Source organism: Mycolicibacterium sp. lyk4-40-TYG-92, assembly GCF_030209435.1.
In the GTDB taxonomy this organism is placed as follows: domain Bacteria; phylum Actinomycetota; class Actinomycetes; order Mycobacteriales; family Mycobacteriaceae; genus Mycobacterium.
Genome location: NZ_JARVRX010000018.1, coordinates 61,359 through 84,497, shown reverse-complemented (window position 1 = coordinate 84,497; position 23,139 = coordinate 61,359). Strand labels below are relative to the sequence as shown.

Genomic DNA, 23,139 nt, shown 5'->3' with positions numbered 1-23,139 from the left:
CGTGTCGGCGTACAAACACGGCCGCTCGCGGGAGGAAGACCATCAAGGCAGTGAGACGATCAAGACAAGGCGGCGACAAGGGCCGCGACGACGTCGTCCGCGGTGCCCGTCGACGAGTAGCCCGCCGCGAAGCGGTGACCGCCGCCGCCGAACGAGCTCGCCAGCACCGACACGTCGACCTCGGTCTTGGCACGCAGCGACATTGACCACTGCCCCGGCTCGATCTCTTTGAGCACCGCGGCCACCTCGGCCTCGGACGTCGTTCGCACGATGTCGACGATGCTCTCGACCTCTTCCGACCGCGCAGCCGCGTATTCCTGGTGCGACACAACGGCATACACCAGGCCTTTACCGCCGGCGGCCGCGGGCACCAGGCACGCCGTCGACAGCACGCGAGACAGCATGGGCAGCCACGAGTACGGGTGCGTGTCCAGCAGCGCGCGGCTGACCGCGGCGTTGTCGACGCCGATGTCGAGCAGCCGCGCCGCGAGGCGATACGCCCGGGCACTGGCCCACCGGAACGAACCCGTGTCGGTGGTCAGCCCCGCGTACAGGCAGTGCGCCACCGGTAGCTTGATCGGCTTGCCCCAGGCATCGAGCAGCTCGGCCACCAACATGGTGGTCGAATCTGCCGATGGGTCAACATAATTCGCGGTACCGAACAACCGGTTCGAGGCGTGGTGATCGATCACCAGCACCTGCCTTCCGGGATCGGCCAGCTTGGCCAGCGACCCCAGCCGGTTCACACTCGGGATGTCGACGGTGACCACCAGGTCGGCGTCCGGACGCATCTGGTCCGGCGGCACCAACAGATGCCCACCGGGCAGGGTCTGCAGCGAATCCGGCACGGTCGCAGGAGCGGCAAAACCGACCTGCACGTCCTTACCGGCTTCGCTGAGCACCAATGCGAGCGCCAGGCCCGCCCCGATGGTGTCGGCGTCGGGGTAGACGTGGGCAACCACGCTGACGCTGTCGACCGCACCGAGTAAGTCGGCCGCACCGCGCGCGTCAACCCGCGCGCCCTGCGGCCGAATCTCAGTCGTCGGTTCGATCGCCGTCACCTGCATCCTCGGAATCGCTGTCCCCCACCACACGGTACGGATCGGCGTCACCGGCGTGCTTGGCACCCTCGCGGATGCGAGCAACGTCCTCGTCAGCGGCACGGGCCCGGGCGAGCAGCTCTTCCATCTTCAGAGCCGCATCGGGCACGGTGTCGCGCTGGAAAGTCAGCGTCGGAGTGAACCGAACTCCGGTCCCCGCGCCGACTTTCGTGCGCAACGCGCCCTTGGCCTTCTCCAGGGCAGCCGCGACGCCGGCGTAGTCCGGCTCCTCGTCGAGGCTGGTCCCGATGACCGTGTAGTACAGCGTGGCGTCGTGCAGATCACCGGTCATCTTGGCATCGGTGATCGTCACGCCGTCCAGCCGTGGATCCTTGATCTCGTATTCGATCGCCGAAGCGACGATCGTTGAGATGCGCTTGGCCAATCGCTTGGCCCGTGCTGGATCCGCCACCTACGTCCGAGCCTTTTCTACGAGCTCGTACGTCTCGATGACGTCGCCTTCCTTGATGTCGTTGTACGTCAGCGTCAGACCACATTCGTAGCCTTCGCGCACCTCGGTGGCGTCGTCCTTCTCGCGCTTGAGCGAGGACACCGTGAGGTTCTCGGCGATGACGATGTTGTCGCGCAGCAGGCGGGCCTTGGCGTTACGCCGCATGATGCCCGACTGCACGAGGCAACCAGCGATGTTGCCGATCTTCGACGACCGGAAGATGGCGCGGATCTCGGCGCGGCCGAGCTCCTTCTCCTCGTAGACCGGCTTGAGCATGCCCTTGAGCGCGCTCTCGATCTCGTCGATGGCCTGGTAGATCACCGAGTAGTACCGAATCTCGACACCCTCGCGGTTGGCCAGCTCGGTCGCCTTGCCCTCGGCACGGACGTTGAAGCCGATGATGATGGCGTCCGAGGCCGAAGCCAGGTTGACGTTGGTCTCGGTGACACCACCGACACCGCGGTCGATGACGCGCAGTTCCACCTCGTCGTCGATCTGGATGCCCATCAAGGCCTCCTCGAGCGCCTCGACGGTGCCCGAGTTGTCGCCCTTGAGGATCAGGTTCAGCTGGCTGGTTTCCTTCAGCGCCGAATCCAGGTCTTCCAGGCTGATGCGCTTGCGCGAACGTGCGGCCAGCGCGTTGCGCTTACGCGCGCTGCGCCGGTCGGCGATCTGCCGGGCGATGCGGTCCTCGTCGACCACCAGCAGGTTGTCGCCGGCGCCGGGCACCGAGGTGAAGCCGATCACCTGGACCGGACGTGACGGCAGCGCCTCGTGGACGTCCTCACCGTGCTCGTCGACCATGCGGCGGACGCGACCGTAGGCGTCACCGGCGACGATCGAGTCGCCGACGCGCAGCGTGCCGCGCTGGATCAGCACCGTGGCGACCGGACCGCGACCGCGGTCCAGATGCGCCTCGATGGCCACGCCTTGGGCCTCCATGTCGGGGTTGGCCCGCAGGTCCAGCGAGGCATCCGCGGTCAGCAGCACTGCTTCGAGCAGGCCGTCGATGTTGGTGCCCTGCTTGGCCGAGATGTCCACGAACATGGTGTCGCCGCCGTACTCCTCGGCCACCAGGTTGTACTCGGTCAGCTGCGCCCGGATCTTCTGCGGATCCGCGCCTTCCTTGTCGATCTTGTTGACCGCAACCACGATCGGCACATCAGCGGCCTGAGCATGGTTGATGGCCTCCACCGTCTGCGGCATGACGCCGTCGTCGGCGGCGACCACCAGGATCGCGATGTCGGTGGCCTTGGCACCACGGGCACGCATGGCGGTGAACGCCTCGTGACCCGGGGTGTCGATGAACGTCACCAGACGCTCGTTGCCGTCCAGCTCGGTCAGCACCTGGTAGGCGCCGATGTGCTGGGTGATGCCACCGGCTTCGCCCTCGCGGACGTTCGCCTTGCGGATGGTGTCCAGCAGTCGCGTCTTACCGTGGTCGACGTGGCCCATGACGGTGACCACCGGCGGCCGGCTGGCCAGGTCGTCCTCGTCGCCGGCGTCCTCGCCGTAGGTCAGGTCGAACGACTCGAGCAGCTCGCGGTCCTCGTCCTCCGGGGACACGACCTGCACGACGTAGTTCATCTCGCCGCCCAGCAGCTCGAGGGTCTCATCGCCCACCGACTGGGTGGCGGTGACCATCTCGCCCAGGTTGAACAGCGCCTGCACCAGCGAAGCCGGGTTGGCGTTGATCTTCTCGGCGAAGTCGCTCAGCGACGCGCCGCGGGCGAGGCGGATGACCTCGCCGTTGCCGTGCGGCAACCGCACGCCACCGACGATCGGCGCCTGCATGTTCTCGTATTCGGCGCGTTTCGCCCGCTTCGACTTACGGCCACGACGGGGCGCGCCACCGGGACGCCCGAAGGCACCCGCGGCACCGCCGCGCTGACCGGGACGACCGCCGCCACCACCGGGGCCACCGCCACCGGGAGCGCCGCCGCCACCGGGACGACCACGGAAGCCACCACCGGCACCTGCGCCGGCACCAGCACCACCGCCGGCGCCACCGCCGCGGTAGTTACCGCCGCCACCGGCACCGCCGGGACGAGGGCCGCCACCGGGACGCGGACCGCCACCGGGGCCGGGACGCGGACCACCCGGACGACCGACGGCACCCGGACGGGCACCCGGCGGACGCGGGGGCATGTTGCCCGGCGTGACACCCGGACGCGGGCCGCCGCCAGGACGGGGACCGCCGGCGCCGGGACCCGGACGCGGGCCACCGGGACCGGGAGCCGGACGCGGGGCCGGGCGCTCGACCGGCTGCTGGGAAGAGAAGGGGTTGTTGCCGACGCGCGGAGCCCGCGGGGCCGGCTTGGGTGCGCCAGGTCGCGGGCCCGGGGTCGCACCCGGGGTGGCCGGACGCGGCTGAGCCGGAGCGGCCGGGGCCGCCGACGCTGCCGGAGCGGCGGGCGCAGCCGGAGCCGGGGTCTGGGGCTGCGGAGCCGCAGGCCGGGGTGCGCCGGGCTTGGGTCCACCGGCGGCGGGAGCCGCCGGTGCGGGTGCCGGAGCTGCTGCGGCCGGGGCGGCCGGAGCAGGCGCGGCAGGTGCCGCGGCGGGAGCCGGCTTGGGTGCGCCGGGCTTCGGGGCACCCGACGGCTTCGCGGCCGCCGGAGCGGCCGATGCCTCGGACTTGGCGGGCTTGCCGCCGCCGAACGCCTCACGCAACCGGCGTGCGACGGGCGCCTCCACAGTGGAGGACGCAGATTTCACGAATTCGCCCTGTTCGCTCAGTCGGGCGAGCACTTCCTTGCTGGTGACACCGAGTTCTTTTGCCAACTCGTGTACGCGTGCCTTACCTGCTGCCACTTCTCTCCTCGTCGTGAGGCGTCAGCGGTGGGTAGGCCGCGCCTCGGTTTAGCTATGACGCATGGTCATCGGGACTTCACGGTGTGCTCATGTTCTTCGCTACCTGTTCTCTAGCTGTGGTGTTCAGGGTCCGTCAGGCGGGTAAGGCACTGAAGAACTCTTCGACCGCAGAGGTGTCCGGCGAACCGGTGATGCGCAACGCTCGGGCGAATGCTCGCCGCCGAACTGCCGCGTTGAGGCACTGCTGAACCGGGTGCAACCACGCACCCCGACCCGGCAGGTTACCCGCTGCATCGACCGAGACGGCGCATTTACCGTTCCCGTCGCGTACAGCTGCCACTCGAAGCAAGTCGACGGCCAGCTCTCGTTTCCGACAGCCGATGCAGGTACGCACCGGAGCTGTCGGAGTCTCGCGCTGGATCACAGTGCAGTCTACCGTCTCGGGGCCCATGAACTTCAATCGCGGTCGCGGCCCCGACACGCCGCCGGTAACTGCGGGTTTTCGCCTCAGCGATCGTGGCCGCCGCTGCGGCCGCCCTGGGCGGCGGGCGCCCCCTGACCGTCGGCGTCGCTGCGGATGTCGATGCGCCAACCGGTGAGCCGCGCCGCCAGGCGGGCGTTCTGGCCCTCCTTGCCGATCGCCAGCGACAGCTGGAAATCAGGCACCACGACCCGCGCCGCGCGCTGCGCCTCGTCGATCACCGTCACCGACACGACCTTGGCCGGCGACAACGCGTTCGCGACGAACTTCGCCGGGTCCTCGTCGTAGTCGATGATGTCGATCTTCTCGCCCGAGAGCTCGCTCATCACGTTGCGCACCCGCTGACCCATCGGGCCGATGCAGGCGCCCTTGGCGTTCAGCCCCGGCACCCGCGATGCCACGGCGATCTTGGACCGGTGCCCGGCCTCGCGCGCCACGGCGACGATCTCGACCGACTCGTCGGCGATCTCGGGGACCTCCAGCGAGAAGAGCTTGCGCACCAGGTTCGGGTGGGTGCGCGACAGGGTGATGACGGGTTCGCGCGCGCCGCGGGTCACCCCGACGACGTAGCAGCGCACCCGGTCGCCGTGCACGTAGCTCTCCCCCGGCACCTGCTCGGCGGCCGGGATCACGCCCTCGGACCCCTTGGCCTCGGTGCCGACCCGCACCACCACGAGACCGCGGGCGTTGGCCCGGGCGTCGCGCTGGATCACGCCGGCGACGATGTCGCCTTCGCGCGCCGAGAACTCGCCGTAGTTCTTCTCGTTCTCCGCATCGCGCAACCGCTGCAGGATGACCTGGCGCGCGGTGGTCGCCGCGATCCGGCCGAATCCCTCGGGGGTGTCGTCCCACTCGTGGATGACGGTCCCGTCGGTGTCGGTCTGGCGGGCGATCACCCGCACGCTGCCCGACTTGCGGTCGATGTCGATGTACGCGTCGGGCTCGTGCCCTTCGGTGTGGCGGTACGCGGTCAGCAGCGCCGTCTTGATGGTGTCGACGACGACGTCGACGCTGATTCCCTTGTCCGCCTCGATGGCATGCAGTGCCGCCATGTCGATGTTCATCCGTCGGCCCCCTCTCCGGTCATACCCGCCAGCTCCAGTTCCCGGCGATTGGGTGGTGAAAATTCAACCTGTACAACAGCTTTCGTAATATCTGCGAGCGCGACGGGCTGCACCGACAGCTTTCCGCGGTTGGCGACGACCAGTTGGATCGCGCTGCCGTCGTGCTCGCCCAGCCGGCCCGTCAGCGACGTGCCGTCGGCCAGGGTCAGCTCGACCTTGCGACCACGGGCGCGGCGGTAGTGCCGCTCCGCGGTCAGCGGACGCTCGACGCCGGGCGAGGTGACCTCCAGCACATACGGCTCGGAGTCGGCCGTCTCCTGGTCCAGCAGTTCGGATGCGACGCGGGACAGGTCGGCGACCGCATCGAGGTCCAGACCCGAGTCGCCGTCGGCCACCACGACGATCCGCGGGGGCCGCGCGGCAGCGTCCACCCGCACATCTTCGATGTCGTATCCGGCATCCGCAAAAGCACTGCTGAGCAGCTCAAGCACCTGGCCTGTGGTCGGTAACCGACTGGGTGGCAGCGGTCGTTCCGGCGTGTCCCGGGCCACGGCGAGCTCCTCATCTTGAGTTGTGCGGACAGGGCCCCCAGAAGGGTGAACCCGGTACCAACGATACGCCAGCAGCGCATGGCCGAATGGCAATCGCGACCGCAGCACCCGAGAACACCCGGCGCCGCGGTGCCGGGAAGCCAGCGCAGGCAATGGCAGGATGTGCCTGTGCCGCACACCGAAACCACCGTCAGCCGACGGCGTGTCCTGTTGGGCACGGCGGCTCTGGCGCTGCTCGGCGGCGCGGCGTCGGCCTGCGGGTCCGCACCGCAGCGCGATCCCGCCCTGGACATCCTGACCGCCGAACTCGACCGGGCCCGGCGCGACAGCCAGCTGGCCACGTCCGCCGTGGCCGGCGTACCGCCGCAGCTGGCGCCGGCACTGACGTCCGTCGCGACGCTCCGGGACGCGCATGCCCGCGCGCTGTCCGACGAACTGACCCGGATGGGCAGCCCGCCGGCTGCACCGTCGTCGTCCACCACCGAGACCTCGGCTACGAGCGCTGCGCCGACGCCGGGCGCCACCCCCGCGCCCCCGCCCCCCACACCTCAGGAAGTCGTCGCGGCGCTGGAGCAGGCCGCCGACAGTGCGGGCCGCGCCGCGGCCGGCAAATCGGGCTACCGGGCCGGGCTGCTGGCCTCGATCGCCGCCGCGTGCACCACTGCGCACACCGTCACACTCGCTGGACAGGCCGCGCCATGACCAGCCCGCAACCCACTCCGACCCGCCCGGGCAGCGCCGCCGACGCCGCGCTGTACGACGCCATCGCCGCCGAGCACGGCACCATCTACGGCTACGGCCTGGTGTCTGCGCACACCACACCCGACGACAACGATCTGGTGGCCGAGGCCATGGCCAAGCACCGGGTGAACCGCGAAGCGGGCATCGCCGCCCTCGCCGCACGATCGGTGCCGGCGCCACTGCCGGCCGCGGGCTATCAGCTCCCCATCGACGCGAACAACCCGACCGACGCGAGCAAGCTGGCACTGCAGATGGAAGAGGACACCGCCGTCGCCTGGCGCGCCGTGGCCGAGCAGGCCACCACCACCGAGGACCGGACCCTGGCCGTCAAGGCGCTCACCGACTGCGCGGTGCTGGCGGCCCGGTGGCGCGTGGCCCTCGGCGTGACGCCGGCAGTCGTGGCGTTCCCCGGCGGCGCCGAGTAACGCAGCGCGAGGCTCGGCAGGCAGACTCGGAACCGGCACCAACGCCGAGGATTGCCGCCAGATGGTGACCACAGTCCTCGGCGTAACTGGGTTATCCACAGGCTGGTGACCGGGCGCTGGTTCAAAAAGCGACGATCGGCCAGCATCGGTGGCGTGGACATCGATGAATTGGTTCGCCATCAGGCGGGCGTCATTTCGCGTCGTCAAGCCATCGATGCAGGGCTACGGGACCACCAGATCCGTCGGCTGCTCAGACGTAACGAATGGGCACGGGTCCACGCCGGCGTATACATCGACCACACAGGTCCGCTGACCTGGCTCCAACGGGCCTGGGCCGCAGTTCTTTACGCGGCGCCGGCGGCATTGTGCCTTGAGTCCGCCTTATCGATCGAAGGCCCGCTCATCCACATCGCGGTCTCGCGGCATCGAGCGATGCTGGTCGAACCGGAAGGCGTACGTATCCACCACATCGATCACCTGGACGGACGGGTGCTCTGGAACGTCGGGCCGCCACGGCTGCGTTATGAGGAGGCCGCCCTTGACGTTGCTGCCCGCGCCACGGGTTTCGATGCGATCGCGGTACTGGCCGATGCCTGCCAGTCGAGGCGCACCACCGCAGACCGTCTTCTGCGAGTATTCGACTCCCGCCGACGTATTCGCGGTCGGCGGTGGCTGCGCGCAGTTCTGGTCGATATCGCCGAGGGAACCTGCTCTGTTCTCGAGTACGGATACCGCAATCGCATCGAACGCGCGCATGGCCTGCCGCGGGCCAAACGGCAGACCCGTTTCGTGTCCTCGCTTGGTGTGGTCTATCGCGACGCCGAATACGCGGAGCGGCTCGTGGTCGAACTGGACGGCCGCCTGTTTCACGACTCGGCATCCGCCCGGAACAAGGACTTCGAGCGCGACCTCGACGCCGCGGTAGATGGCCGGTCGACCGTCCGGCTCGGCTATCGACAAGTGTTCGACCGACCGTGCCAGACTGCCGCCAAGATCGCTCAAGTGATGCGACAGCACGGTATCGACGTCAGTGGCCATGCGTGCGGGCCGGCCTGCGGATACACCCGCCTCGACCTCGCAGCCTGACCGCCGCCATACGCCAACGCCGAGGATTGCCGCCAGATAGTGACGACAATCCTCGGCGTAGCGGATGGTTGTCCGCGTGGAGGCCGCCGACCGGGCTACCCCGCCAGCGCCGCCGTGATCGCCGCTGCGGCGCCGTCGACCGGCACTTCGGTCTTCTCGCCGGTGAAGCGGTTGCGCAGCTCGACGGTGCCGTCGGCCCAGCCGCGGCCGACCACGACGATCCACGGCACACCCAGCAGCTCGGCGTCCTTGAACTTCACGCCCGGCGATGAGGTGCGGTCGTCGAGCAGCACGTCCAGGCCCAGCCGGTCGAGCTCGCCGGCGAGCTCGGTCGCGCCCGTACGAGCTTCCGCGTCCTTGTTGGCGATGACCAGGTGCACATCGAACGGCGACACCGAGGACGGCCAACGCAGCCCGAGCTCGTCGTGGTGCTGCTCGGCGATCACCGCGACCATGCGCGACACCCCGATGCCGTAGGAGCCCATGGTCAGCCGCACCGGCTTGCCGTTCTCGCCGAGGACGTCGGCGCTGAAGGCGTCGGTGTACTTGCGGCCCAGCTGAAAGACGTGCCCGATCTCGATGCCGCGCGCCGACACCAGGGGCCCGGCGCCGTCGGGCGAGGGATCACCGTCACGGACGTCGGCGGCCTCGATGGTGCCGTCGGCCACGAAGTCCCGGCCGGCCACCATGCCGACGATGTGCTTGTTGGGCGCATCGGCACCGGTGATCCACGACGAGCCGTCGACGATCCGCGGGTCCACCAGGAATCGAATGCCGTTGTCCAGCAAGGCTTTCGGACCCACGTACCCCTTCACGAGGAACGGGTTGGCGGCGAAGTCGGCATCGTCGAGCAGGGCGAACTCCGCCGGCTCGAGCGCCGCGCCCAGACGCTTCTCGTCGATCTCGCGGTCGCCGGGCACACCGATACCCAGCAGCTCCCACTCGCCGCCCGGCTGGCGCACCTTCAGCAGCACGTTCTTCAACGTGTCGGCAGCGGTGATCTCCCGGCCCAGACCGGCCGTGTTGGCCCAGTCCACCAGGGTCGCGATGGTCGGGGCGTCGGGCGTGTCGTAGACGACGGCCTCAGGCTGGCCCTCGATCGGCAGCGACTCGGGAACCGCGGTGACGACGGCCTCGACGTTGGCCGCGTAGCCCGACTGCAGGCAACGCACGAAGGTGTCCTCGCCGACCTCGCTCTCGGCCAGGAACTCCTCGGAGGCACTGCCGCCCATGGCGCCCGACACCGCGGACACGATGACGTACTTGACCGCCAGCCGGTCGAAGATGCGCTGGTAGGCCTCGCGGTGGGCGTGGTAGGCGTCCTTGAGTCCGCTGTCGTCGATGTCGAACGAGTACGAGTCCTTCATGATGAACTCGCGGCCGCGCAGGATGCCGGCACGGGGACGCGCCTCGTCGCGGTACTTGGTCTGGATTTGGTAGAGCCGCAGCGGGAAGTCCTTGTACGACGAGTACTCCCCCTTGACCGTCAGCGTGAACATCTCCTCGTGGGTGGGCCCCAGCAGGTAGTCGTTCTTGCGGCGGTCCTGCAGCCGGAACAGGTTGTCGCCGTATTCGGTCCAACGGTCGGTGGTCTCGTAGGGGGCGCGCGGCAGCAGTGCCGGGAACAGAATCTCCTGGGCGCCGATGGCGTTCATCTCGCTGCGGATGACGTCCTCGATCTTGCGCAGCACCTTCAGCCCCAGCGGCAGCCAGCTGTACAGGCCGGGCGCGATCGGGCGGACGTAGCCGGCCCGGATCAGCAGCTTGTGGCTCGGCACTTCGGCGTCGGCGGGGTCGTCGCGCAGGGTGCGCAGGAACAGCTCGGACATGCGGGTGATCACGGGGGGCCAGCTTAATCGCGGCCCTGCCAGGTGCAGACACACACCTCGTTGCCTTCGGCGTCGGCGAGCACCCAGAACGCGGGTGCTTCGTTGTCGCTCAGCAGTGTGCCGCCCGCAGCCAGCGCGGCCTCGATGCGTGCCGCAGCCTGGTCGTGCGGCACATCGACATCGAGGTGGATGCGGTTGCGTTGTGGCCGTGGCACATCCATCTGCTGGAACCACAGGGCCGGGCCACGGCCGGCCGGGTCGACGAGTCCCCCGCTCACATCCGACGGCCCCACTTCGTCGACGTAGCCGGTGACGGCCTTCCAGAACGGGCGCACCGCCGGGATGTCGATGGCGTCGATCGCGACTTCGATCGCCTGGACCGACACGTCGCCCGGCGTGGTCGCCGCGCCGCGATCGCCAAGTGCGTCAGAGATGTGCCGTGCCAGCGAGATGTCGTGCGCGGTGACGCCATCAGCCGAGCGCAGCCGCATGACGACGCGGTCGGCGCGGATGTCGAGGGTCAGGTGTCCCTGCGCCTGCGGTCCGCTCGCCTCGACCACCGCGGCGGCCAGCGCTGCCGAGGCCGCCAGGCCGGACGTCAGCACCTCCGCGGAGACAGCGCCGAGCACCAGACGCCACCCCAGCGGGGTCACCGCATCCGAAATCTCCTGACGCCGCATCATGATTCGGCCCCTGCGACCATGTCGCACCCCCTGACGGTCATGCCTCAATGCATAGCACTGCGGCGCTGAGGCGTCCTCAGAGCAGCTCTTTGTTCACCACCTGCTCGTACGCGGTCTTGTCTGTCGCGGTGACCGTCGGACCGAACTGCAGGACGATGTTCATCGCCTGGAACGTGCTCGGCGTCGCGCCCGCATAGCCTTCGGCGGCGCCGGTGGTCGAGAAGATCAGCACAGTGATCGGGTCCGTCTCGATGGCCTCGATGCACTTGATGTCGGGGCATTTCTGTTTGGACACATCCCGCGGGTGGGCCACCGGCAGGCCTGCGGCGCCCACGTCCCGCACCACGGCCTGCGCGGTGACGGTATTGAGGATCGGGGCGCCCGTCAGCGCACCGGCCTGTGGCCCGGGAGCCGGTGGGCGCTGGCATCCCGTGATCGCCGTCGCGGCGAGCACAGCCGCCGCGATCACAGCCCGGGCGCGCAATGCAGTCATGCACCATGAATAGCAGCGAAACCTGGGGCGCCGACCACCGGGCGACGCCGACGATGCGCTAGAGCGTCGGAACGGTGTGCGGGCCGGCCGCCGCACTCCCCGCGTCCGGGGTGGTGGACGTCACCGGCGCGCCCGGCCGCCCGGCCGGAGTCGCGACTCCCGGCGAATGCAGCTTGCCGGCCACCCACGGCAGCGAATCCGCGAACGCCTCGTTGGCGAAGCCCCAGTCATGGAGTCCGAGCAGCGCACGAATCTCGGCGTTGATGCCGTGCTGCCGGGCGATTTCGCACAACGTTCCGGCCGCGATGTCCTGACCCTCCGGATTCGCCCGCGCATCGCGCGGCACTCCGGGACCGGGCGCGTTGCAGGCCGCGACGGTGCCGGGGATTTCGAACAGCGCGGAGATTCCGCGGTACCGGCCGTACTGCCGCATCACGGTGCTCGGATCGAACTCGGCCCATTTGGCCGCGTCACCGCCGTACAGCTTGGCGATGGTCTGGTCCTTGCTGCCGATGTTCGGGCTCAGATCGCCGGCGATGTCGACAAATGCGCTGAACAGGTTGGGATGTCGCGCGGTCAGCTGCACCGCGCAGGTGCCGCCCATCGACCAGCCGACGATGCCCCAGTTCTCGGGCTTAGGGCTGACGCCGAAGTTCGAGATCAGGTACGGAACGACCTCTTTGGTCAGGTGGACCGACGAATTGCCGTGGCTGCCGTTGACGCATTCGGTGTCGTTGTTGAAGGAACCAGTGGCGTCGGCGAAGACGAACACCGGCGCCGCACCGCCGTGCGCGGCCGCGTAGTCGTCGATGGTCGCCTTGGCATTGCCCGCCCAGATCCAGTCCGCCGGGGTGTTCAGCTGCGACCCGATCATCATGACCGTCGGCAGCTGCGGCGGCGGATTGCTGGCGAACCAGGCCGGCGGCAGGTAGACGAGCTCGGCGCGGTGCGAGAAGTTCGATTCCTGCGAGCTGGTCGAGATGGGTACGACGACTCCGCGCGGCGGCCGGATGCCCTTGAGCTGCATGGCCGTCACCGTCCAGCGGTCCACCTCGTCGGGCACCTTGCCGACGGTGAACTTGTGCCACGCCACGTACGCGGTCGGGAAGTACCCGACCCACACATTCATCATCAGCAGCGCGCAGACTGCGCACAGGGGCACGGCGAGCACTGCCATCCCGCGGCGCCGCCAGGGGGATCCGCGCCAGCCGAGAATCAGGACCGAGACGGCGAACCCGCCGAGCGCCGTCCAGATCCACAGCCACACCGGGGCGGGGTCGCCGGCGATGCCGAGCGAGGTGATGTACCAGTACAACCCGGCGGCACACGCGACGCCGACAGCGAGCGCCCACGGCAACCGGCTGACGCTCCACTGCCGCGACCGTCGTCCGACCGCGAAGCACAGTGCGGCGAAAGCCACGACCTGAACCAGAAACGGCAGCCACCCATGCGTCAGCGACGCATGGGTGGCAAACGAGGGCACGCCGATCCTCCGGGAGAACTACGCCGAGCTGGAGCGTCAGAGCTCGCCGGCGTCCAGCGCTTCCTTGGTGTCCTGTGCCGCCGCGACTTCGTCGGCGGTGTAGGTGATGAACAGCGCCACCACACCGACGATCACCGCCACTGCGGCGACCCAGAGCAGGCCGTAGGTGTAACCGTGGTCGAGTGCCGTGTGCTGCGCGGCGTTCATCTTCGCGACCGGACCGGTGGTCCCGCCGAGGTACAGGGTGCGCGAGGTGATGACGGCCTGGATGACGGCCAGCACCACCGGGCCGCCGAGGTTCTGCAGCATCAGCGCGATGGCCGACAGCGGGCCGATGTCGCTGAGCGCGACGCCGGCGATGGCCGAGACGGTCAGCGGCACCACGATCATGCCGATACCGAAACCACCGACGGTGATCGGGATGACCAGGTTCGGGAAGTACGGGATGCCGCCGTTGAGGGTGGAGCCGTAGATCATCGCGGCCAGCACCAGGACGCCGCCGGCGATCACCAGCACCCGCGGCGAGAACATCGCCACCAGTTGCGAGGACAGGCCCAGCCCGATGCCGAGCGCGATGACGAACGGGATGAAGCCGATACCGGCCTTCAGCGCGCTGTAGCCCATGATGTCCTGCACGTACAGGCCGATCAGCACGGTCAGCGTGAACATCACGCCACCGGCCAGGAAGACCGCGGCGAAGGTGGCCACGCGGTTGCGGTCCCGGAACAGGCTGAACGGCACGACGGGGTGCTCGGCGCTGCGCTCGACGAAGAGGAACGCCACGAACAGCACGGCTGCCGCCGCCCCGGAGCCCAGCGTCAGCGGGGACATCCAGCCCTTCTCCGGACCCATCGAGAAACCGAACACCGCCGCGGTGCAGGCCAGGGTCGCCAGGATGGCGCCGGCCGCGTCGAGCTTCATGCGCTCGCGGGAGGTCTCGGTCAGCGTGGTGCGGGCCAGGTAGATCATGACCAGGCCGATCGGCACGTTCACGAGGAACGCGTAGCGCCACGAGAAGACGGTCAGCGCGCCGCCGACGACGAGGCCCATCACCGAGCCGACGCCGGTCATGGCCGCGAAGATCGCGGTCGCGGCGTTGCGGGCCGGGCCCTTCGGAAAGGTGGTGGCGACGAGCGCCAGGCCTGTCGGTGAGGCAATGGCCGAACCGACACCCTGCAACAGCCGGGCGATGACCAGGGTGGTCTCGTCCCACGCAACGCCGCACAGGATGGAAGCGATGGTGAAGAGAGCGACGCCGACGATGAAGGTGCGCTTGCGGCCGATGGTGTCGCCGAGGCGGCCACCGAGCAGCATCAGACCGCCGAAGGTCAGCACGTAAGCAGTGATCACCCAGCTGCGGCCGGCATCGGAGAGACCGAGCTCGTCTTGAATCTTAGGAAGAGCAACGATCGCGACAGTGCTGTCCATCGTGGCCAGTAGCTGCATGCCACCGATGGCGATAACCGCGGAAATGAAGCGAGGGGACGGAAGCCAAGCCGGGTACCAGCTCTTACGCTCGTCCTCGGTTTGCCCTACGTGCATCGTGAGCGGTTCGCGGCGGCTATATGCCATGGCGGTGCGCTCAGCGTCGTTGAGAGCCGTCATGGAAAGCTACCTTACAGTAATCTTAAGATTTCTTTAACCCTGCGAAGGCCGCGACGTCCCCGATCACGATGATCGCAGGAGGTCGAATGCCCTCCGAACGGATGTCCTCCGGCGCGTCGGCAAGCGTGGTCTGCAGCGTCTGCTGTGCCGCCGTCGTCCCGTGCTGGACCACCAGGACCGGCGTTTCCGCAGGTCGGCCGCCTTGCAGCAAAACCTTGGCGAAAAGCTCGATGCGCTCGACGGCCATCAGCAGCACGATCGTGCCGCGCATCGCGGCCAGTGCGTCCCAATTCACTAACGATTCCGGATGCCCCGGCGCCACGTGGCCGCTGACCACCACGAATTCGTGGGTCACGGCCCGGTGCGTGACGGGAACACCGGCGAGGGCCGGAACCGCTATGGCACTGGTCACACCGGGTACGACGGTGACCGGAATGCCCGCCTCGGCGCATGCCAGCACCTCTTCATAACCGCGCGCGAAGACGAACGGGTCGCCGCCTTTGAGACGAACCACGAACTTGCCGTCCTTGGCCCGGTCGATCAGAACGGCGTTGATGGCGTCCTGGGCCATCGCCCGGCCGTACGGAATCTTGGCGGCGTCGATCACCTCGACGTGCGGGCCGAGCTCGGCGAGGAGCTCCTGCGGGGCCAGCCGGTCGGCCACGACCACATCGGCGTGGGCCAGCAGCCGGCGGCCGCGGACGGTGATCAGCTCGGGGTCGCCCGGACCGCCGCCGACGAGCGCGACTCCGCTGTAGCTGTCGGGTTCGGCGGCGTCGCCGATGGCGCCGCGGTGCAGCGCCTCGTGAATGGCGGTGCGCAGCGCCGCCGAACGCCGGTGTTCGCCGCCGGCCAGCACCCCAACCGTCAGGCCGTCGTATTCGAAGGACGCCGGCGTCACGGCTGTGCCTTCGGAGCCGGCGTCGGCGCGGACGCAGAAGATGCGGCGGCGGTCGGCCTCGTCGGCCACCGCGGCGTTGACGGCCTCGTCGTCGGTCGCGGCCAGCACGTACCAGGCGCCGTCGAGGTCGTCGTTCTGGAATTCGCGAGCGGTGAGGGTGATGCCGGTGCCGTCGGGGTTGTCGACCAGCGCCTCGACCACCGGGGTGGCCGCGGGTGCGACGACGTGGACGTCGGCGCCGCTGGCGATCAGCAGCGGCAAGCGGCGCTGGGCGACACTGCCGGCACCCACCACCACGACCTTCTTGCCGGACAGATGCAGCCCCACGAGGTAGGCATGCTGGGACGTCATTTTGCTCCTCGCGCGCGCAGTATCACCCGACGAGTTTAGTTGCCGCCGATACGAACCGACGCACCGAGTGCGGATGCGCGGCCGGATGGGTGTGCAGGTAGCCGGCGTGCACGCCGCCGCGGACCGCGCCGTCATGCACCGTGGCCTGCCCGGCGCCCCGGAAGACCCACGCCGGCGGCTGCTCCTCGGCGAATTCGACTGTGGTGCGGTGAAATTCGTGACCGGTGACGCGCTCGCCCGCGGCGTGCATGCTCGAGTCGGCCAGCGCCACGGCATCCCGGTAACCCAGGGTGAGTCGCTCGGTGAAGCGCGCCGAGCCCGGCAGCACGCCACACATGGGGTGCCCGTCGAGGTCGTCGACCAGATAGGTGAGCCCGGCGCACTCCGCGTGTACCGGTGCGCCGGCTGCCGCCAGTGCGGCAATCTGTTCGCGCACAACGGCGTTGGCCGACAATTCGGCGGTGAACTGCTCGGGGAACCCGCCGGGGATGACGAGCGCCTGCGTGCCGTCCGGCAGCGGTTCCGTGAGCGGATCGAAGGCGACGACCCGGGCACCGGCCATCTCGAGCAGCTCGGCGTGCTCGGCGTAGCCGAAACTGAACGCCTTGCCCGCGGCGAGCGCGACGGCTACGTTCGCCACCGGCTCCAGTTCGGGGGCCCACGCGGGTGCCAGCGCACCGATGCCGGCGCACCGCGCGACGGCTTCGATATCGACATGCCGGGCGACCAGCTCGGTCATGACATCGACGGCCTCGTGCGCGCGGCGGCCGTGCTCGACGGCCGTGACCAGGCCGAGGTGCCGGGACGGGATCTCCAGTCCGCTGTTTCGCGGGATGGCGCCGAATACCGGGATGCCGGCCTGCTCGCAGGCCTGCCTCAATACCTGTTCGTGGCGCGGCGAGCCTACTTTGTTGAGGATCACCCCGGCGATCCGCACCGGCGATATACCCGTCGCTCCGCTCGCCCCGGCCTGGCCGAACGTCGAAAAGCCGTGCAGGAGAGCGGCAATGCTCTGGCTCTGTCCCCGGGCATCGACGACCAGCACGACCGGCGCGCCGAGCAGCCCGGCGACATGCGCCGTCGACCCGGGTGCCGGGGACATCGGCTGATCGGTGATGCGGCCGTCGAACAGGCCCATGACGCCTTCGACGACGGTGATGTCGGAGCCCGCACTGCCGTGCCGGTAGAGCGGACCGATCAGATCGTCGCCGACGAGGACCGGGTCCAGGTTGCGGCCCGGCCGGCCGGTGGCCAACGCGTGGTAACCGGGGTCGATGAAGTCGGGACCGACCTTCGCAGCGCTCACCGTGTGCCCGGCGCGGCGCAGGGCACCCATCAGACCGGTGGCCACCGTGGTCTTGCCGCTGCCCGAGGACGGCGCCGCGATCACGACCGCCGGGGCGGGGTGGGTGGTCACACCGCACTCACCATTCGATGCCGCGCTGGCCCTTACGGCCGGCGTCCATGGGGTGCTTGACCTTGGTCATCTCGGTCACCAGGTCGGCGGCCTCGAGGAGCGGCGGCGGGGCGTCGCGGCCGGTGATGACGACGTGCTGGGTGCCGGGACGGGATCGGAGCACCTCGACCACCTCTTCCACGTCCAGCCAGCCCCACTTGAGCGGATACGTGAACTCGTCGAGGACGTAGAAGTCATGCTGCTCGGCGGCCAGCCGCCGCGCGATCTCGGCCCAGCCTTCGACGGCCGCGGCGGCGTGGTCCTCGTCGGAGCCCTGGCGGCGGGTCCACGACCAGCCCGAGCCCATCTTGTGCCACTGCACCGGTCCCCCGACGCCCTGCTCGTCGTGCAGCCGGCCGAGGGCCTGGAACGCCGCCTCCTCCCCGACCTTCCACTTGGCGCTCTTGACGAACTGGAACACCGCGACGTCGAACCCCTGGTTCCAGGCGCGCAGCGCCATACCGAAAGCGGCAGTGGACTTTCCCTTACCCGGGCCGGTGTGCACCGCCAGGATCGGCGCATTGCGGCGCGCTTTGGTGGTCAGTCCGTCGTTGGGGACGACGAGCGGTTGTCCTTGTGGCATGACGTTCTTCCTCTTACGCCGCGGCTTGCCCGGCCCGGACCACACGGGCCAGGTTGTCGGCGCGCAACTGCGCCAGTTGCACGGCGGGGGCACCGAGTTGACCGGCCAACTGCTGTGCCAATCCCAGTCGAATGTAAGACGTTTCGCAGTCGACGACGACGGCGGCAGCACCTTCGGCGACCAGCATTGCGGCGGCGGTCCGGGCCCGGCCCAGCGGATCGGGACCGCCCGTCGCGCGGCCGTCGGTCAGCACGACCACCAGCGGACGGCGGGCCCGGTCCCGGGTCTTCTCCCGGAGCACCACGTCGCGTGCGGCCAGGAGCCCTTGTGCCAGCGGGGTTTTGCCACCGGTGTCGAAACGCGCCAGGCGCCGGCTCGCGATGTGCACCGACGAGGTCGGCGGCAACAGCAGCGTGGCGTCGGCGCCCCGGAAGGTGACGACGGCGATCTTGTCGCGGCGCTGGTAGGCGTCGCGCAGCAGTGACAACGTTGCCCCGCTGACCGCGGACATGCGGTCACGCGCGGCCATGGAGCCCGAGGCGTCGACCACGAAGATCACCAGATTGCCTTCGCGCCCTTCGCGAATCGCGTGGCGGACGTCGGTCGGGGCCACTTTCAGGCGACCCGCCTGTGGCCGCCGGTCGGCCGCGGCCAGCAGCGTGCCGAAGACGTGTACGCCGTGTCCGGCCCGGGCATCGTCGGTCAGCGAGATCGGGGTGCCGGTGCGGTTGCGTGCCCGCGACCGCCTGCCGGGCGCACCCTCCCCGACGCCGGGCACCACCAGCGCCCGGGTCCGGAACGTCGCCGACGGCGGCGCGCTGGGCCGCGACGCGCTACCGGGTCCGGCAGAACTTCCTTGCGGCGCAGCCTCTTCCGGGCTGTCCGCGGAGACCCCGCCGCCCGGCGGATCGGGATCGGGATCCGGCTCTGGCCGGGACTGCGATTCGGCGTCGGCCTGCGCCATGGCGTCGTCGAGCTGCTGCGGGTCCAGGCCGGGGTCGTCGAAGGGATCGCGACGGCGCCGGTGCGGGAGCGCGAGTTCCGCGGCTATCCGGATGTCTTCCTCGGTCACCACTAGGTCATTCCCCGTCGCTTCGCTCGCCCCGGTCGCGCCGCGCCACGCGGCATGCGCGACGGCCGTGCGGGCGACCACCAGATCGGCGCGCATGCCGTCGACGTCGAAGGCCGCGCACAACGCCGCGATCCGGCGCAATTCGCTGTCCGGCAACGACACCGACGCCACCGCGGCCCGGGCCTTGGCGATCCGGCCGGCCAGCTCGGCATCGTCGACGGCGTACTGCTCGGCGAAGCCCGTCGGGTCCGCCTCGTACGACATGCGGCGCCGGATCACCTCGACACGCACGTCGACGTCGCGGGAGGCGTATACGTCGACGGTCAGCCCGAACCGGTCCAGCAGCTGCGGACGGAGCTCGCCCTCCTCCGGATTCATGGTGCCCACCAACATGAATCGGGCCTCGTGCGAATGCGAGACACCGTCGCGCTCGATGTGCACCCGGCCCATGGCGGCGGCATCCAGCAGTACGTCGACCAGGTGGTCGTGCAGCAGGTTCACCTCGTCGACGTAGAGGACGCCGCCGTGCGCGCGCGCCAGCAGGCCCGGCGAGAAGGCATGTTCGCCGTCCCGCAACACCTTCTGCAGATCGATCGAGCCGACGACGCGGTCCTCGGTGGCGCCGATGGGCAGCTCCACCAGCCGGGCTTCGGCGTCCACGGCGGCCAGCACCTCGGCAAGACCGCGCACCGCAGTCGATTTCGCGGTGCCCTTCTCGCCGCGGATCAGCACGCCGCCGATGTCGGGGCGAACCGCGCAGAGGATGAGCGCGAGGCGGAGCCGGTCCTGGCCCACCAGCGCGCTGAACGGATAGGTCACTACTGCTGCCCCGCTCCCAGACCTGGTCTGATCATCGGCACATGCGGAATGCCGTCCTCCAGAAATTCCTCACCGTCGCGCACGAATCCGTGGCGGGCGTACATCTCCTCGAGATAGGTCTGGGCATCGATCCGGCACGGATAGGTACCCACCTCGGCCAGGGCCGCCTGCATCAACCGGGTGGTGTGGCCGTGACCGCGGTCGCTGCGCTTGGTACACACCCGGCCGATCCGGAACACCTTCTCGCCCCCGGGATGTTCCTCCATCAGCCGCAGCGTCGAGATGACTTGTCCGTCAGGACTTTCCAGCCAGAAATGCCGGGTCTCGGCCAGCAGGTCGCGGCCGTCGAGTTCGGGATACGGGCACGCCTGCTCCACCACGAAGACCTCGACCCGCAACTTCAGCAGCTCGTAGAGCGTTGCGGCATCGAGATCCTTGGCCCAGCTGCGCCTCGGCGCGACGGTCATGCGGCCTCCCGAAATCAGGCCGGCTGGTCGAGCTTGAGCACCTTGGTCCCCCAGTCCCACACCTCGCGGTACAGCTTGGGTTCGCCGGACAGGTTGACGCCCAACGACGGCACCATCTCCTTGAGCTTGGGCAGCCAGGTCTGGTAGCGGTCGCCGAAGCAGCGCTCGAGCACCTCGATCATGGCCGGCACGGCGGTCGAGGCACCCGGCGACGCACCGAGCAGACCGGCGATCCGGCCGTCCTCGGCGGTCAGGACCGTGGTGCCGAACTCCAGCACGCCACCGATGCCCTTGCGGCGGATGACCTGCACGCGCTGGCCCGCGACATCCAGCTCCCAGTCGGAATCGACTGCGCTGGGCGCGAATTCGCGCAGCGAATCGACGCGCTCGCCCTCGCTGAGGGCCAGCTGCTCGAGCAGGTACTTCACCAGGCCCAGTTCGGTGACGCCGACGCCGAGCATCGACGCGATGTTGTTGGGCTTGACCGACAGCGGCAGATCGGTGATCGAACCCTGCTTGAGGAACTTGGGCGACCAGCCGGCGAACGGCCCGAACAGCAGCCAGGACTGACCGTTGATGATGCGAGTGTCCAAGTGCGGCACCGACATCGGCGGGGCACCGACCGATGCCTGACCGTACACCTTGGCCTGGTGCGCCACCGTCAGGTCCTGGTTGTCGGTGCGCAGGAAGGCACCACCGACCGGGAACCCGCCGAAGCCCTTGGCCTCCGGGATGCCGGCCTTCTGCAGCAGGTGCAGCGCGCCACCACCGGCGCCCAGGAACACGAACTTGGCGTTGATCTTCTGCCGGTCACCGGTGCGCCGGTTCACGACGTTGAGCTTCCAGCTGCCGTCGGACTGCTTGCTGAGGTTGGTCACCTCATGGCCGAACAGCGTTTCCATGCCACGCTGTGCGGTGAAGCCGATGAGCTGCTTGGACAGCGAGCCGAAGTCGACGTCGGTGCCGTCGGTGGTCCAGTTCAGGGCGACCGGCTCGCTGAAGTCACGCTGCGCGGCCATGAATGGCAGGCGCCGGGCGAACTCGTCCTTGTCGTCGATGTACTCCATGGTCGAGAACAGCGGGTTGGTGACCAGCGACTCGCGACGCTTGCGCAGGTAGTCGATGCTGTCGGCGCCGTGCACGAAGCTCACGTGCGGGATGGGGTTCAGGAAGCTCTTGACGTCCGGCAGCACCCCGTTCTCCACGGCGTGGGCCCAGAACTGGCGCGTCACCTGGAACTGCTCGTTGACGTGGACGGCCTTCTTGATGTCGATGGTGCCGTCGGAATTCTGCGGCGTGTAGTTGAGCTCGCACAGCGCCGAGTGGCCGGTGCCCGCGTTGTTCCAGGGATCGCTGCTCTCGGCGGCGGCACCGTCGAGGCGCTCGATCATGGTGATGGACCACTCCGGCTCCAGCAACCGGATCAGTGCCCCGAGGGTGGCGCTCATGATTCCCGCGCCCACGAGGACGACGTCGGTCTGTGCGCTCCCAGCTACGTTTGCATTCGACACGTGATCGCTCGTCCTTCGCACTCGGGTTACCCGCCGGTATTGGCGGATGCTCGGTGCTCAAGGTTATCGCGACCGTGTTCGCCGCTTACGCGCTATCTCCTCCCATCGACCATGATGTTGGTCGCAGTTAGGGTTGAGCACGTGACGCCGCAGGAGCCACAGGGACAACCCGAGTGGCAGCCGGACGTGCTGCCCGGGTACTGGCAGCAGACCATCGCACTGGGGCCCGACCCCGACGGAGAGGGCGACTTGGTCGCCACCGTCGTGCGGCGCGGTGAGCCGGGACCGGCCGAACACGCCGTACTGGTGGTCCACGGCTATACCGACTACTTCTTCCAGACGGAGCTGGCCGATCACTTCGCCGCCCGCGGCATCGCGTTCTACGCGATAGACCTGCACAAGTGCGGACGCTCGCGGCGCCCCGGCCAGACGCCGCACTTCACCACCGATCTGGCGTCGTACTACGACGAACTCCGCCGGGCGCTGCAGCTCGTCGCCGCCGACACCGCCGGTGCCCGCGTCTGCCTGTACGGACATTCCGCCGGCGGCTTGATCGCGACGTTGTTCGCCGATCAGCTGCGCCGCGACGGCGCGCTCGGGACCCACCGGGTGACGGGCCTGATCCTCAACAGCCCGTTCTTCGATCTGCACGGGCCGGCGGTGCTGCGCTCGTCGCCGGTGTCGGGCGCCTTGCGGGCCCTGGCCCGGTTCCGCAAGCTGGCGGTGGTCCGGCAGCCCACCGAAGGCGGCTACGGCACGAGCCTGCACCGCGACCACGGCGGGGAGTTCGACTACAACCTGGACTGGAAACCGTTGGGCGGGTTCCCGGTCACCGTCGGCTGGATCAACGCCATCCGGCGCGGACAACTGCAGCTGCATCGCGGGCTCGACGTCGGGGTGCCCAACCTCATCCTGCGGTCGGACCACACCGTCGCCGAGACGACCACCTCGGTCGGGATGGAACGCGGCGACGCGGTGCTGGACGTCAGCCAGATCGCCCGGTGGGCGGGATGTGTCGGCAACCGCAGCACGATCGTCCCGGTCACCGACGCCAAACACGACGTATTCCTGTCCCTGCCGGCGCCACGTGCCGCCGCGTTCGGCGAGCTGAACCATTGGCTGGATTGGTATCTCCCACAAGCGGTCTCCCCTACAACGCAACACGAACAGGCCTGA

Annotated in this window: 21 protein-coding genes; 4 read left to right on the top strand and 17 right to left on the bottom strand. The window is 69.2% G+C overall.

What is annotated here, in order from left to right:
* Positions 1–59 precede the first annotated feature (59 nt).
* From QRN63_RS23880 to rimP, 6 genes are all read right to left on the bottom strand, one after another.
* Positions 60–1,067, bottom strand: a complete 1,008-nt coding sequence (locus QRN63_RS23880; RefSeq protein ID WP_285033454.1) for a DHH family phosphoesterase — start codon at positions 1,065–1,067, stop codon at positions 60–62.
* A complete protein-coding gene (rbfA, locus tag QRN63_RS23875; RefSeq protein WP_285033453.1) occupies positions 1,036–1,512 on the bottom strand; it encodes a 30S ribosome-binding factor RbfA in 477 nt (158 codons plus the stop codon). The genes QRN63_RS23880 and rbfA overlap by 32 nt, the downstream gene beginning before the upstream one ends.
* Entirely contained in the window at positions 1,513–4,362 is a 2,850-nt protein-coding gene (gene infB, locus QRN63_RS23870) for a translation initiation factor IF-2 (RefSeq protein WP_285033452.1), read from the bottom strand.
* A 133-nt stretch (positions 4,363–4,495) separates the two neighbouring features.
* Complete coding sequence (locus QRN63_RS23865) at positions 4,496–4,813, bottom strand: YlxR family protein (RefSeq protein WP_285033451.1); 318 nt, start codon at positions 4,811–4,813, stop codon at positions 4,496–4,498.
* A gap of 56 nt (positions 4,814–4,869) precedes the next feature.
* A complete protein-coding gene (gene nusA / locus QRN63_RS23860; RefSeq protein ID WP_267317034.1) occupies positions 4,870–5,907 on the bottom strand; it encodes a transcription termination factor NusA in 1,038 nt (345 codons plus the stop codon).
* The gene (gene rimP, locus QRN63_RS23855; protein WP_267317033.1) at positions 5,904–6,458 is read right to left on the bottom strand and encodes a ribosome maturation factor RimP; all 555 of its coding nucleotides are present in this window, start codon (positions 6,456–6,458) and stop codon (positions 5,904–5,906) included. Before rimP ends, nusA begins: the two co-directional genes overlap by 4 nt.
* Before the next feature lie 168 nt (positions 6,459–6,626).
* On the opposite strand from rimP, the gene QRN63_RS23850 reads away from it, so the two are divergent.
* The 3 genes from QRN63_RS23850 (at position 6,627) to QRN63_RS23840 (ending at position 8,710) form a co-directional block, all read left to right on the top strand.
* On the top strand, positions 6,627–7,160 hold the full coding sequence (locus QRN63_RS23850; protein WP_285033450.1) for a hypothetical protein: 534 nt from the start codon (positions 6,627–6,629) through the stop codon (positions 7,158–7,160).
* Positions 7,157–7,624, top strand: a complete 468-nt coding sequence (locus tag QRN63_RS23845; RefSeq protein WP_285033449.1) for a ferritin-like domain-containing protein — start codon at positions 7,157–7,159, stop codon at positions 7,622–7,624. Before QRN63_RS23850 ends, QRN63_RS23845 begins: the two co-directional genes overlap by 4 nt.
* Positions 7,625–7,777: 153 nt before the next feature.
* Complete coding sequence (locus QRN63_RS23840; protein WP_285033471.1) at positions 7,778–8,710, top strand: type IV toxin-antitoxin system AbiEi family antitoxin domain-containing protein; 933 nt, start codon at positions 7,778–7,780, stop codon at positions 8,708–8,710.
* 95 nt (positions 8,711–8,805) lie between these two features.
* On the opposite strand, the gene QRN63_RS23835 is transcribed toward QRN63_RS23840, so the two are convergent.
* The 11 genes from QRN63_RS23835 to mqo all read right to left on the bottom strand — a co-directional run bounded on the left by QRN63_RS23835 (position 8,806) and on the right by mqo (position 21,963).
* Positions 8,806–10,551: a proline--tRNA ligase gene (locus QRN63_RS23835; protein ID WP_267317029.1), complete on the bottom strand. Its 1,746-nt coding sequence runs from the start codon at positions 10,549–10,551 to the stop codon at positions 8,806–8,808.
* 11 nt (positions 10,552–10,562) lie between these two features.
* Entirely contained in the window at positions 10,563–11,219 is a 657-nt protein-coding gene (locus QRN63_RS23830) for a 4a-hydroxytetrahydrobiopterin dehydratase family protein (RefSeq protein ID WP_285033470.1), read from the bottom strand.
* Positions 11,220–11,298: 79 nt separating this feature from the next.
* Positions 11,299–11,715: a hypothetical protein gene (locus QRN63_RS23825; protein ID WP_285033448.1), complete on the bottom strand. Its 417-nt coding sequence runs from the start codon at positions 11,713–11,715 to the stop codon at positions 11,299–11,301.
* Positions 11,716–11,773: 58 nt separating this feature from the next.
* Complete coding sequence (locus QRN63_RS23820) at positions 11,774–13,198, bottom strand: alpha/beta hydrolase (RefSeq protein WP_285033447.1); 1,425 nt, start codon at positions 13,196–13,198, stop codon at positions 11,774–11,776.
* A 36-nt stretch (positions 13,199–13,234) separates the two neighbouring features.
* Positions 13,235–14,770: an MFS transporter gene (locus QRN63_RS23815; protein ID WP_285033469.1), complete on the bottom strand. Its 1,536-nt coding sequence runs from the start codon at positions 14,768–14,770 to the stop codon at positions 13,235–13,237.
* A 55-nt stretch (positions 14,771–14,825) separates the two neighbouring features.
* Positions 14,826–16,055 (bottom strand): uroporphyrinogen-III C-methyltransferase, encoded by a 1,230-nt coding sequence (cobA, locus tag QRN63_RS23810; protein ID WP_285033446.1) that lies wholly within the window; start codon positions 16,053–16,055, stop codon positions 14,826–14,828.
* Positions 16,056–16,077: 22 nt separating this feature from the next.
* The gene (locus QRN63_RS23805) at positions 16,078–17,472 is read right to left on the bottom strand and encodes a cobyrinic acid a,c-diamide synthase CobB (RefSeq protein ID WP_285033445.1); all 1,395 of its coding nucleotides are present in this window, start codon (positions 17,470–17,472) and stop codon (positions 16,078–16,080) included.
* Between the two features lie 7 nt (positions 17,473–17,479).
* Positions 17,480–18,094, bottom strand: coding sequence for a cob(I)yrinic acid a,c-diamide adenosyltransferase (gene cobO / locus QRN63_RS23800; RefSeq protein ID WP_285033444.1), 615 nt, complete (start codon positions 18,092–18,094; stop codon positions 17,480–17,482).
* A 13-nt stretch (positions 18,095–18,107) separates the two neighbouring features.
* Entirely contained in the window at positions 18,108–19,985 is a 1,878-nt protein-coding gene (locus QRN63_RS23795; RefSeq protein WP_285033443.1) for a magnesium chelatase subunit D family protein, read from the bottom strand.
* Complete coding sequence (locus tag QRN63_RS23790; protein ID WP_267317022.1) at positions 19,985–20,452, bottom strand: GNAT family N-acetyltransferase; 468 nt, start codon at positions 20,450–20,452, stop codon at positions 19,985–19,987. The genes QRN63_RS23795 and QRN63_RS23790 overlap by 1 nt, the downstream gene beginning before the upstream one ends.
* Positions 20,453–20,466: 14 nt before the next feature.
* Positions 20,467–21,963, bottom strand: a complete 1,497-nt coding sequence (gene mqo, locus QRN63_RS23785; protein WP_285033442.1) for a malate dehydrogenase (quinone) — start codon at positions 21,961–21,963, stop codon at positions 20,467–20,469.
* Between the two features lie 141 nt (positions 21,964–22,104).
* Between mqo and QRN63_RS23780 the strand changes: the two genes are divergently transcribed.
* Positions 22,105–23,139 carry an alpha/beta hydrolase gene (locus tag QRN63_RS23780; protein WP_285033441.1) on the top strand — a complete coding sequence of 345 codons (1,035 nt, stop codon included), beginning with the start codon at positions 22,105–22,107 and terminating at the stop codon, positions 23,137–23,139.